Origin of the sequence: Pseudonocardia xinjiangensis (assembly GCF_012911925.1) — a bacterium.
Taxonomy (GTDB): Bacteria; Actinomycetota; Actinomycetes; order Mycobacteriales; family Pseudonocardiaceae; genus Pseudonocardia; species Pseudonocardia xinjiangensis.
Map to the genome: position 1 here is coordinate 24279 of NZ_JAAXKY010000073.1, position 11642 is coordinate 35920.

The 11642-nt window shown below is 71.6% G+C and carries 12 protein-coding genes; 3 read left to right on the forward strand and 9 right to left on the reverse strand.

Going from position 1 to position 11642, the window contains the following annotated elements; all coding sequences use genetic code 11:
- Positions 1 to 2: 2 nt before the first annotated feature.
- The gene (locus HF577_RS21320; RefSeq protein ID WP_425563854.1) at positions 3 to 890 is read right to left on the reverse strand and encodes a slipin family protein; all 888 of its coding nucleotides are present in this window, start codon (positions 888 to 890) and stop codon (positions 3 to 5) included.
- Positions 890 to 1165, reverse strand: a complete 276-nt coding sequence (locus HF577_RS21325) for a DUF3040 domain-containing protein (protein ID WP_169397687.1) — start codon at positions 1163 to 1165, stop codon at positions 890 to 892. The genes HF577_RS21320 and HF577_RS21325 overlap by 1 nt, the downstream gene beginning before the upstream one ends.
- An 86-nt stretch (positions 1166 to 1251) precedes the next feature.
- On the opposite strand from HF577_RS21325, the gene HF577_RS21330 reads away from it, so the two are divergent.
- Positions 1252 to 1734, forward strand: a complete 483-nt coding sequence (locus HF577_RS21330) for a MarR family winged helix-turn-helix transcriptional regulator (protein WP_169397688.1) — start codon at positions 1252 to 1254, stop codon at positions 1732 to 1734.
- Positions 1735 to 1801: 67 nt separating this feature from the next.
- On the opposite strand, the gene tuf is transcribed toward HF577_RS21330, so the two are convergent.
- Both tuf and HF577_RS21340 read right to left on the reverse strand, forming a co-directional pair.
- Complete coding sequence (gene tuf, locus HF577_RS21335) at positions 1802 to 2986, reverse strand: elongation factor Tu (RefSeq protein ID WP_169397689.1); 1185 nt, start codon at positions 2984 to 2986, stop codon at positions 1802 to 1804.
- Positions 2987 to 3308: 322 nt separating this feature from the next.
- The gene (locus tag HF577_RS21340) at positions 3309 to 3965 is read right to left on the reverse strand and encodes a MerR family transcriptional regulator (protein ID WP_211174619.1); all 657 of its coding nucleotides are present in this window, start codon (positions 3963 to 3965) and stop codon (positions 3309 to 3311) included.
- A gap of 178 nt (positions 3966 to 4143) precedes the next feature.
- On the opposite strand from HF577_RS21340, the gene HF577_RS21345 reads away from it, so the two are divergent.
- Entirely contained in the window at positions 4144 to 6363 is a 2220-nt protein-coding gene (locus HF577_RS21345) for an MMPL family transporter (protein ID WP_169397691.1), read from the forward strand.
- 23 nt (positions 6364 to 6386) lie between these two features.
- Here the strand turns inward: HF577_RS21345 and HF577_RS21350 are convergent, their stop codons facing one another.
- Positions 6387 to 6719, reverse strand: coding sequence for a hypothetical protein (locus tag HF577_RS21350; RefSeq protein ID WP_312859276.1), 333 nt, complete (start codon positions 6717 to 6719; stop codon positions 6387 to 6389).
- 234 nt (positions 6720 to 6953) lie between these two features.
- On the opposite strand from HF577_RS21350, the gene HF577_RS21355 reads away from it, so the two are divergent.
- Positions 6954 to 7646, forward strand: coding sequence for a hypothetical protein (locus HF577_RS21355; RefSeq protein WP_246266878.1), 693 nt, complete (start codon positions 6954 to 6956; stop codon positions 7644 to 7646).
- On the opposite strand, the gene larA is transcribed toward HF577_RS21355, so the two are convergent.
- From larA to HF577_RS21375, 4 genes are all read right to left on the reverse strand, one after another.
- Complete coding sequence (gene larA / locus HF577_RS21360) at positions 7622 to 8899, reverse strand: nickel-dependent lactate racemase (RefSeq protein WP_169397692.1); 1278 nt, start codon at positions 8897 to 8899, stop codon at positions 7622 to 7624. The genes HF577_RS21355 and larA overlap by 25 nt on opposite strands.
- A gap of 43 nt (positions 8900 to 8942) precedes the next feature.
- Positions 8943 to 10910, reverse strand: coding sequence for a M13 family metallopeptidase (locus tag HF577_RS21365; protein ID WP_169397693.1), 1968 nt, complete (start codon positions 10908 to 10910; stop codon positions 8943 to 8945).
- Between the two features lie 70 nt (positions 10911 to 10980).
- The gene (locus tag HF577_RS21370) at positions 10981 to 11166 is read right to left on the reverse strand and encodes a hypothetical protein (protein WP_169397694.1); all 186 of its coding nucleotides are present in this window, start codon (positions 11164 to 11166) and stop codon (positions 10981 to 10983) included.
- 62 nt (positions 11167 to 11228) lie between these two features.
- Complete coding sequence (locus HF577_RS21375) at positions 11229 to 11570, reverse strand: VOC family protein (protein WP_211174620.1); 342 nt, start codon at positions 11568 to 11570, stop codon at positions 11229 to 11231.
- Positions 11571 to 11642: the final 72 nt, after the last annotated feature.

Genomic DNA, 11642 nt, shown 5'->3' on the forward strand with positions numbered 1-11642 from the left:
GGTCAGCCCGCTGCGTGTGTGGACGAGGCCACGGCGGCCGGCCGGGTCGCCTCCGCCTCGGTCATCTCGCCATGGGGCAGCTCTGCCGGCTCCTCCTCGGTCGCCCCGGCCGGCTCGGTCGGCTCGAAGGAGGTCTCCGGTGGCGTCGACCGTTCGAGGAACCGGAGCAGCTCGACGGGGAAGGGCAGCACGAGAGTGGAGTTCTTCTCGGCGGCCACCTCGACGACGGTCTGCAGCAGCCGCAGCTGCAGCGCTGCCGGGTGCTCGGTCATCACCTCCGCGGCCTGGGCCAGCTTCTGGGACGCCTGCAGCTCGCCGTCGGCCGTGATCACCCGGGAGCGTCGTTCGCGTTCCGCCTCGGCTTGGCGCGACATCGAGCGCTTCATCGTGTCGGGCAGGGCGACGTCCTTGATCTCGACGCGGTCGATGTGCACGCCCCAGTCGAGGGCGGGGCTGTCGATCATCAGTTCCAGGCCCTGGTTGAGCCGTTCGCGGTTGGACAGCAGGTCGTCGAGGTCGCTCTTGCCGATGATCGAGCGCAGGGAGGCCTGGGCGACCTGGCCGATGGCGTAGTCGTAGTTCTGCACCCCGACGACCACCCGGACGGGGTCGACGACCCGGTAGTACACGACGGCGTCGACCTTGACGGTCACGTTGTCGCGCGTGATGCCGTCCTGGGCGGGGATCGCCATGGTGACGATCTGCATGTTGACCTTGTGCAGCCGGTCGGCCATCGGGGCGATCAGCGCGAGCCCCGGCCCGCGGGTCGCGTCGCGCAGCCTGCCGAAACGCATGATGACGCCGCGCTCGTACTGGTTGATGACCCGGACGCTCGACCCGAGCAGCAGCAGGCCGACGGTCACGATCGCGATGAGCAGGACGACGGTGATCATCTGGTTCTCCGTTTTCCGGCGGAGCGGCGCCACATCCCCCAGACCACTGCGGTCGCCCCCGCCCACAGCACGGCACCACCCACCGACCCGGCGGCGAGCATCAGGCCGACGAGCAACAGCGCGACCACGATCGCAATTGCGGCGCCTCGCCGGTAGGTGCGTCGATGCAGATCCGACTGGCGTGCCTGGAACCCGTTCACGAACTCGGGGTCCTCGGCCAGGAGGCGGCGCTCCACCTCGCGCAGCGTCTCCCGTTCGTTGTCGTCGAGCACAGCCCACCACCTCCTCGAGGCGGCTCGCACGCCTGGCTTCGGTGGCACCAGCGGACAGTTTTATCGTAACACGATATAGTTGATCGATGGCTGATCGTGAGGACGGGCAGGCCCCCGCGGAGCCCCTGACGAAAGACGACTTCGAGGCGCTGGCCCGGTTCCGGTTCGGGATCCGTCGCTATCTGCGCTTCAGCGAGGAGACGGTGCGCAGCCACGGTTTCACCCCGCAGCAGTACCACCTGTTGCTGGCCCTCAAGGGCTTCCCCGGGCGAGAGTGGGCGACGGTGCGGGAGCTGGCGGATCGGCTCCAGCTGCGCCACCACAGCGTGGTCGAGCTGGTGAACCGGGCACAGGCGGAGGGGCTCGTGGAGCGGGCGGCCCATCCGGCGGACGCGCGGGCCGTACGCGTCGTGCTCACCACTCACGGCGAGCGGATCCTGAGCCGCCTCGGCACCGTGCACCGCGACGAGCTGCGCCGGATGCAGGATGCGCTGGTCCTGCCGGCGTGGCACGACGAGCCGGACGGCGCCGCCCCGAAGCCGGCGGCTAGCCGGTCCGAACCGACCTGACCGGGCGGACGACCGGGCCCCGCGCGGCGGTCGACCGCGCGGGGCCCGGGTTCGGGCCGGCCCGGAATCAGGCCAGCAGTTCGACGACCGTGCCGGCTCCGACCGTCCGGCCGCCCTCGCGGACGGCGAAGCCGAGCCCCTCGGTCATCGCGACGGCCCTGCCGAGCTCGACCGTCATCTCGACGGCGTCGCCGGGCAGCGCCGTGCCGGTGGCGCCGAGCGACACGACGCCCACCACGTCCGTCGTCCGGAAGTGGAACTGCGGGCGGTACCCGGTGGAGAACGGCCTGCTGCGCCCGCCCTCCGCCGCGGTGAGCACCCGGACCACCGCGCGGAACCGCGTGTGCGGCCGGATCGCGCCCGGGGCGCTGATCACCTGCCCGCGCCGGACGTCGCTGCGCTGCACGCCACGCAGCAGCATGGCCGTGTTGTCGCCGGCCTCGGCGACGTCCATGGCCCGGCCGAACGTCTCCAGCCCGGTGACGACCACGCCGCGCAGGCCGTCGTCCAGCCCGACCACGTCGACCTCGTCGCGCAGCCGGATCGCGCCCTGCGCCACCACACCCGTCACCACCGTGCCCCGGCCGGTGATGGTCAGGACGTTCTCGATCGGCATCAGGAACGGCGCGTCGACCACCCGCGCCGGCACCGGCACGTACGCGTCGATCGCCGCGAGCAGGTCGTCGATCCGCGCGACCCACCGCGGGTCGCCCTCGAGCGCCCGCAGCGCGGACACCCGGACCACCGGGATCTCCTCGGCGGGGAACCCGTACTCCGCCAGCAGGTCCCGCAGCTCCAGCTCCACCAGGTCGAGCAGGTCGGGGTCGTCGATCATGTCGGACTTGTTCAGCGCGACCACGATGTGCTCGACGCCGACCTGGCGGGCCAGCACCACGTGCTCGCGTGTCTGGGGCATCGCCCCGTCCTGTGCGGAGACCACCAGCACCGCCCCGTCGATCTGGGCGGCACCGGTGATCATGTTCTTCACGTAGTCGGCGTGGCCCGGCATGTCGATGTGGGCGTAGTGCCGGGTGGCGGTCTCGTACTCGACGTGGGCGATGTTGATGGTGATGCCGCGGTCGCGCTCCTCAGGGGCCCGGTCGATGCCGTCGAACGGGACGGCCCTGGCCAGCCCCCGGTCGGCGAGCACCCGGGTGATCGCGGCGGTGAGGGTGGTCTTGCCGTGGTCGACGTGACCCATCGTCCCGATGTTGAGGTGCGGCTTGCGCAGCTGGTTGACGTGCTCGGTCATGACTCTCGTCCTCTGTGGACAGTTCTGGCGAGAACCCGCGCGTACGCGTGAGCCACCCCCCTCCGCTGGTTCTCCGGAGGCGGGACGGAGAGGGGTCAGCGTCGGGTGTCTGCTGCTGCGGCCGAGAGGAGGGCGGCCGGCACCGGCAGAGCAGCGGGCTCTGCGACGAGGAGGGTGCCGGCGGACATGAGCAGGAGACTAAGGAGCGCGCCCGGCTGAAGCGATCGATTTCCGGCGGTGACGGGACACGCCGGATGGCCACCGTGCACATGTTCTGCCGTGTGTGCGGTGGCCACGAGGTGTGTGCGGTGGTCGCCGCAGGTCACGTCTGCGGCGCCCCACCCCCGGTCCGTCCCGTGCCGGCCGTGCGCACGACGAGGTCCTCCTGAGCGAGCCGGCGCAGGGCGGCGAGGAGGGCGTCGGCGAGTACGGAGAACATCACGACGCCCTCGGCGCGGTCCTCCACGGAGGTGCGCCGCCACAGGGCGTCGACCTCGGTGGCGGCGAGATCGTGGGCCGTGTCGGCGTAGCGGTCCAGCAGATCGAGCACGTCGTGCTGGCCGAGCCGGTGCAGGGTGGCGAGCACCTCGGCCAGGCCGGCCCGCGCCGGGTTGTCCGGGCGGACGTGCCAGCCGTGGCGATCGAGCAGTTGCTGCACCTGCTCGCCTGCGGCGCGCGACGACTCGTCGTCGTCCGGGTCGCGCTCGTGCCGCCGCGTCAGGGAGTACTGCACCTTGCCCAGCGTGTCCAGCTCGCCGACGCCCCCGGAGTCGAGGTGTCCGAGCACGGCCCGGGACGCGACGATCGACAGGCCCCCGACGTCGACGAGGGCCCGGATCAGCTTCAGCCGCCTGGCGTGCTCCTCGCCGTACTGCGCCTGGTTCGGGCTCGTGCGTTCGCCCGGCGGCAGCAGACCCTCCCGGAGATAGAACTTGATCGTGGGGATGGGCACCCCGGTCCGGGCGCTCAGCTCCGCCATGCGCACGGTGACCTCCCGGTTGGCGACGCTGTGCGGGCCGGCATGGATAGCAGGGATGCCGGCTGTCTGTCGGGCCGAGCCTAACCCGCGGGTGAACGGCGTTGTCCGTTCGGGCAACTATGGATACCATCCATATCGATAGTTCAGCTTACCGCTATCCGTTAGGTGGGGAGAAGCCATGCTCGCGGCACTCGGCAGGTCGGCCGCACGTCGGCGGTGGGCGGTGGTGATCGGCACCGTCGTGTTCGTGGCGCTCGCGGGCTTCTGGGGCGCGGGTGCCGCCGGGACGTTCGGCGGAGGGGCCGGGTTCGACGACCCGGGAAGCGAGTCGGCGGAGGCGAACGCGATGCTCGCCGGCCCGCTGGGCCGCCACGCCATCGACGTGGTCGTCATGTACACGAGCCCGGTCTCCACGGTGGACGATCCCGCGTTCGAGGCCGCGGTCGCCACGGCGGCGGAGCGGATCCCGGCCTCATCGGTCGCCCGCCTGGAGACGTACTGGTCCACCGGCTCCCCGGACCTCGTCTCGGCCGACCGCCGGTCCACCTACGTGGCAATCCAGCTTGTGGGGAACACCGAGGAGGAGAACGTCGTCCGCTACCAGCAGACGATCAAGGACCGGCTCGCGGTGGACGGGTTCGATGTCCGCTACGGCGGACTGGTGCCGGTGAACGACCAGGTCAACGCGCTGACCGGGCGGGACCTCGTGCGCGCCGAGCTGGTGTCGGTCCCGATCCTGCTGGTCCTGCTGGTGATCGTCTTCCGCAGCCTGGTGGCCGCCGCTCTGCCGCTCGTGGTGGGCACGGTGGTGGCGGTCGGATCGCTCGCGGTGCTGCGCGTCGTCGGGATGTTCTACCCGGTCTCGACGTTCTCGATCAACGTGGTCACGCTCCTGGGCCTCGGCCTGGCCATCGACTACGGCCTCATCGTGGTCAACCGGTTCCGTGAGGAGCTCGCCTCCGGACGCACCGTCGACGAGGCGGTCGAGCGCACCATGGCCGCCGCGGGCCGGACCGTCACGTTCTCCGGGCTGGCCATCGCCGTGACGATGCTCGGGCTGGTGATCTTCCCGTCCCGGTTCCTGATCTCGATGGCGGTCGCCATCATCAGCGTCGTGGTGTTCGGCGTGGTCGCCGTGCTGGTGCTGCTCCCCGCGCTCCTGCGGTTCGCCGGCCACCGCATCAACTCCCTGCGCCTGCCGCTGCCACGCTTCGGCCGCCGCGACGCCGAACGCGTCCCGGTGCGGGAGGGCGGCTGGTACCGGACGGCCATGGCGATCATGCGCAGGCCCGTCGCCGTCACCGCCGGCCTGTCGCTCGTGCTGCTCGCGGCGGGAGCGCCGGTGCTGGGTGCGCAGTGGGGCCGACCGTCGGACTGGGTGCTGCCGGCGGGCGCCGACAGCCGGGTGGTCGACGACATGCTCGACAACGACTTCGTCCGCGATCCCACCGCGGTGGTCACCGCCGTGGTCCGGATGCCGGCGGCAGCCGACGGTACGCAGTCCGTCGCGGCGCTCGAGGAGTTCGCCGCGCGCCTCGACCAGGTCCCCGGCGTCGACGGGGCGTCGATCACCGGCACCGAGGGCGATCTCGCGCGGCTCACCCTCGGGTACGGGATGGACCCGCAGTCCGCCGCGGCGGCCGCGATGGTCGCGGGACTGCGGGCGCAGGTGCCACCGCAGGGCGCGACGGTGTGGTTCACGAACTACCCGGTGTCGCTGGTCGACATGCTGTCCATGCTCGGTGACCGGCTGCCGTGGCTCGTGGCCTACATCGCCGCAGTCTCGTTAGCGGTGCTGTTCCTGGCCTTCGGGTCCGTGCTGGTTCCGCTGCTGTCGCTGCTGCTCACCGTGCTGTCGCTGGCAGCGGCGTTCGGGACGATCGCGCTGGTCTTCCAGTACGGCGTGCTGTCCGACGTCCTCGGCTTCGTGCCGGAGGGCTTCATGGACGCCAACATCCCGATGCTGATCCTCGTGATCACCTTCGGTCTGGCGATGGACTACCAGGTCTTCACGCTCTCCCGGATCCGGGAGAGCTGGGTGGCCACCAGCGACCCGGTCGAGTCGGTCGCCGTCGGCATCCAGCAGTCGGCGCGGATCATCAGCAGTGCCGCGCTGCTGTTCGTCGTCGTGGTCGGCGGGTTCATGCTGTCCGACATCACGTTCATGATGATGATCGGGGTCGGCCTGGTGATCGCCGTGGTCGTCGACGCGACGATCGTCCGTGGCCTGCTGATGCCGGCGACCATGCGGCTCCTGGGTGCCCGCGCATGGTGGGCGCCCGCCCCGCTGGCCCGCTGGTGGCGGAGGTGGGGCGTGCCGGAGTCGCACGGGTCGCCGCCCGTGGCGTCCGGTGCCGCGATCTTGCCGGGGGGACGGGTGAGCGCGTCCGCGGAATGACGGGTGGGCGCCGCGCCGCGCCGTCAGGCTCCGTCGAGCCAGTTGGTGGCGGTCTGGCGCGAGATCCCGAGTGCGCGCGACATCGCGAGCACTTCGAGCCCCTGCCGCTTGCCCGTCGCGAGCAGCTCCCGCTGCCGGGCCCGCAGTTCCTCGATCCGCTCGGCGGCCTCGCGCATCTCGGCCAGCAACGCCTCAGCCTCCGGACCCGCGCCGGAGCGGGACCGCCCCACGCCGGGGCGGGGGAACCGCCGGACCTCGTCGGCGTCCCAGCGTCGCCGGCCCTGCTCGTCGTACCCGTCGAGGGGCTGCGGTGCCTGCCCCCGGGAGACGTAGCCCGACCAGGTCGCCGTCTTCACGCCCCAGGCCTGCGCGCACTCGCCACTGGTCCAGGTCTCGGTGCCGCTGATCGTCCCACCCCTTCGGATCGACGAACGCAGCGTAGTCGCTCGGGTGTGTGCGGTGGGGGAGGGCGACGCGGCCGGAACGGGCGCTGCCGCTGCGCTACGGTCTGGCGTCGCGAGGGTTCCCCGAGAAAAAGCTTGCCCCGAGCGGCATGCCGAAGCAGGGGCGACCCGGGGCTTACGGGACGGATGTTAGCACGGCGCGCTGTACCGAACCGGACAACGGAGGACGCCCTGAGCAGCGAACCTCCTGCCTGGGTCGACGCGGTTCTCTCACGGCAGAGGTTCACGGCGTACCTGGCCGCCACCGGCGGCGACGCCGATGCAGCGGTCGAGCTGGAATGGTGGAACCTCGAGGTGGCGGCCGCGTTCGTGGTGCCGCTCAACCGGCTCGAACTGGCGCTGCGCAATGCGCTGCACCCCGTTCTCGCCGCGATGTTCCGCCGGCCGGACTGGTGGTATTCGGCGCCTCTCGACGACAACGGCAGGCGCAAGGTCACGGAGGCGAAACGGGCACTGGTCCGCCTCCACGGAAGGCCGGAGGTCGCGGACGATCTCGTGGCGCAGCTGACGTTCGGGTTCTGGATCTCGCTGGTCAGCAGCACCTACCACCGGACGCTGTGGGTGCCCGCCCTGCACCGCGTGTTCCCCGGAGCGGCCCGCCGGGACCTGCACGAGGACCTGCGGAACGTCCTCGTGCTGCGCAACCGGATCATGCATCACGAGCCGATCCATCATCGTCATCTCGACGCCGACCACGCCACGGTCTACCGGCTGCTGGAGCTCCTGTCCCCGGCGATCGTCGGGGAGCTGACCGGCCGTGATCGCGTACCGGCGATCCTGGCCCGGCGCGCCCCCTACGGCAGCTCGCCCGCCACGTAGGGGACGGTCTGCGGCCCCTCGGGCAGCACGCACAGCCGGGCCGCGGAGCCGGCCTCCCGCATGGCCTTCTCGACCGTGCCGACGATGTCGTCGGTCTGCTCGAGGTGGGCCGCGGCGAGGTCGGCGTCGGACAGGTACGAGGTGTGCATGACCACGCGGGAGTCGGACTGGATCCGGGCCTGGATCTGGATCTGCCACTGGTCGGGGATCGTGTGGTCGCGCCCGGCGATCTCCGCGAGCATCTGCTCGGGCGACGCGCCCGACGTCAGGGACTCGCGGTAGGAGCCGTGGTCGGGGAACCCGTCGCGGCACTCCGCCGCGCAGACGATCATCCCGCCCTTCCGGACCACCTGGTACGCGGCCGACATGCCCTTCACCGACTGGTACAGGTTCTGGTCGAGGGGATAGCCCGAGCCCGTCGTCACCACCACGTCGAACCGGCCGTCCACCGGCTGCATGGCGACGTCCTTGGCGAACGCGGTGGCCGCCTCGTGCATCGGGAGGAGGTCGCCGCCGAACGCCTCGACGATCGCCTGCTCGTCGTTGAGCACGACGTCGAGCGCGAACGTCACGCCGGTGGTCTCGGCGATGGTGCGCACGTCGTCGTGCACGGGGTTGCCGTGCGTGATCCCCCAGGTGGCGCGGGGGTCGCCGATGCGGGTGGCGTCGTGCAGGACGAGCACCGTGTCGAGCGCCGCGAGCCCCGGAGCCACGAGCTTCGGACCACCCGAGAAGCCCGCGAAGAAGTGCGGCTCGACGAACCCCGTGGTGATCCGGACGTCCGCCTCGGTCCACTCGCGGTTGAGCCAGACGGGCACGTCGCGCCCGAACGTCCCGCGCCACACCATCGTGTCCATGGCCCGGGAGTCGTGGTTGACGATGCGGACGGAGTCGACGACCTCGTCGCCGAACATCGCCCGCAGCTCGTCGGGGGTGTTGGCGCGATGGGTGCCGGTGGCGACGAGGACGACGACGTCGTCGAGGTCGATGATCCCGTCCAGCTCCTCGAGCAGCGCGGGGATCATCAGGTGCCGCGGCTGCGGGCGGGTGATGTCGCACGCGGAGATCGCCACGGTCTGGCCGCGGGAGACGCGTTCCCGCAGCGGGGGACCGGCCACCGGCTTGCGCAGCGCCGTGCGGAGGGTCTCCCGCGGGTCGGCGGCCGCCTGCCGGGGGCTCGGCGTGACCACCGTGGCCCCGTCGGGCAGGTCCAGCCGAAGTCCGGTGTCGCCGTACGCGACTCGGGTCTGCATCGTTACCTCTCCGCCGTGCGTTCGTCGCTGCCGTGGGTTCGTCTCACCAGATACGTACCCGCTGGTCCGGGGGCGTGTACAGGGCGTCGGACTCCTGCACGTCGAACGCCTCGTGGAAGGCGTCGAGGTTGGTGACGACGGCGTTGCAGCGCAGGTCCGGCGGGGAGTGCGGGTCGACGGCCAGCCGGCGGATCGCCTCGGCCTCCCGGGTGACCGCCCGCCACACCTGGGCCCAGCCGATCAGCACCCGCTGCAGGCCCGTGAGACCGTCGAGCACCGGGGCCTCGGTGCCGTCGAGCGAGATCTTGTAGGCCTTCACCGCGATGGTGAGGCCGCCGAGGTCGCCGATGTTCTCGCCGACGGTGAGCGCGCCGTTGACCTTGTGGTCGGACAGCCCGAACGGCGACAGCGCGCTGTACTGTGCGATCAGCGCCTGGGAGCGGCGGTCGAACTCGGTGCGGTCGGCGGGCTCCCACCAGTCGGTCATGTTGCCGTCGCCGTCGTACTTCGAGCCCTGGTCGTCGAAGCCGTGGCCGATCTCGTGGCCGATCACCGCACCGATCCCGCCGTAGTTCGCGGCGTCGTCGGCCTCGGGGTCGAAGAACGGCGGCTGCAGGATCGCCGCGGGGAAGACGATCTCGTTCATGCGCGGGTGGTAGTAGGCGTTGACCGTCTGCGGCGTCATGAACCACTCCTTGCGGTCCACCGGCCTCCCGATCTTCGCGAGCTCGAAGTCGGTGCCCCACGCGCCGGCCCGCAGGACGTTGCCGAGCAGGTCGTCGGCCGCGATCTCCAGGGCCGAGTAGTCCTTCCACTCGTCCGGGTAGCCGATCTTCGGCGTGAAGCGCTCCAGCTTCGCCAGCGCGCGCTCCCGGGTGGCGGGGCTCATCCAGTCCAGCTCGCTGATGCTCTGCCGGTAGGCCTCCACGAGGTTCGCGACGAGCGTGACCATCCGCTCCTTCGACGACGCCGGGAAGTGCCGCTCGACGTAGAGCCGGCCCACGGCCTCGCCGAGCGCGCCCTCCACGAGCCCGACCCCGCGCTTCCACCGCTCGCGCAGCTGGGGCGTGCCCGAGAGGGTGCGGCCGTAGAAGGCGAAGTCCTCCTCGACGACGGCCTCGTTCAGGTAGTCGGCGCAGGCCGACGCGGTGCGGATCGCGAGCCACGCCTGCCACTGCTCCAGCGGGCGCTCCGCCCAGAGCTGCGCGGCGGCCGCGAGGAAGCTCGGCTGGCGGACCACCACCTCGTCGAACGTCCCCGCGGGCGCGCCGAGGGCGTCGAGCCAGGGGTCCCAGTCGAACTCGGGTGCGTGCTCGCGCAGCTGCGCGAACGTCATCAGGGTGTAGGTCTTCTCCGCGTCGCGGTTGGTGACGCGGTCCCAGGAAACCGCCGCGATCGCCGTCTCCAGGTCCATCACCGTGGCCGCGAGCCCGGCGGGATCGGGCAGCCCGACCAGCTCCGCGAGCCGGGCCAGGTGCTCGACGTAGGCGGTGCGGATCTCGGCGTAGGAGTCCTCGCGGTAGTACGCCTCGTCGGGCAGCCCGAGCCCCGACTGCGACAGGTGCACGAGGTAGCGCGACGAGTCCTTGGCGTCGGTGCTGACGAACGACCCGAACAGCGACACGCGCCCCTCGCGCTGCCGCCGGCCGAGAACGGCCGCCAGCGCAGCGCGGTCCGCGGCACCCGCCACCTCGTCGAGCAGCGGGCGCAGCGGCTCGACCCCCGCGGCCTCGATGCGCTCGACGTCCATGAACGAGGCGTAGAGATCGGCGATCTTGCTGGCGTCGTCCCCCGGCAGTGACCCCGCGTCCTCGACGATGGCCCGCACATCCTCCTCGGCGCGGTCGCGCAGCGCGTAGAACGCGCCGTCCTGCGACCGGTCCTCAGGTATCTCGTGGGTGCGCAGCCACTGGCCGTTGACGTGCTGGAACAGGTCGTCCTGAGGGCGGGTTCCCGCATCGACCCAGTCGAGATCGAGCCCGGTGCGCGTCGGTCGCGTCGAGGTGGTCACACCACATCCTGCCCCGAGGTCGAGCGAAACGGCCACGTCCCGCCCGCCGTGTCGCCGGAGGGGGGACCGATCAGCCGTCCGTCCGGTCCCGCGGGCCGGCTTCCGGCTCGTCGGGCTGCTCCATCGGCATGCTGGGTGCCCCAGGCGCCGGCACCGTGGTCGGGTCCTGGCCCATCTCGCCGTCGCCCTGCACCTCCGGCGGGAGCCGTTCCTCCGGCTCCCCGCCCTTGCCCGGCGGCTGTTGCTGCGCGGTCACGTCCCCTCCTCCGGTTGCCCTTCGGACGGCGTACCCGCTGGCGGGCAGCTGACGCGTGGACCTCAGACCGGCTGCGTGAGGTTGATCGCGTTGCCGTCCGGGTCCTTGATGTGCGCGACCCGCTGCCCCCACGGCATGTCGTTGGCCGGCCCGAGAACCTGCCCCCCGAGCTCCTCCACCCGCTCCAGCAGCTTGTCCACGTCCTCGACGTCGATGCTGAGCAGCAGGCGCTGCGGGACGGTCGTGTCGGCGGCGGCGTCGGACACGAGGCCGAGATGGGAGTCCCCGATCCGCAGGCCGACGAAGAACACCGCGCCGTCCTCGGGGTAGCGCTCGGCCTGCTCCGCCCCGAACAGGCCGGTGTAGAAGCGGAGCAGCGGTTCGACGTCGGGCGTGACGATCATCGGCGAGATGGTGCTCAACATTCCTCCAGGGATCGGCGTACGCACCTCCGACCACCCCCCGCCCCCAAACTC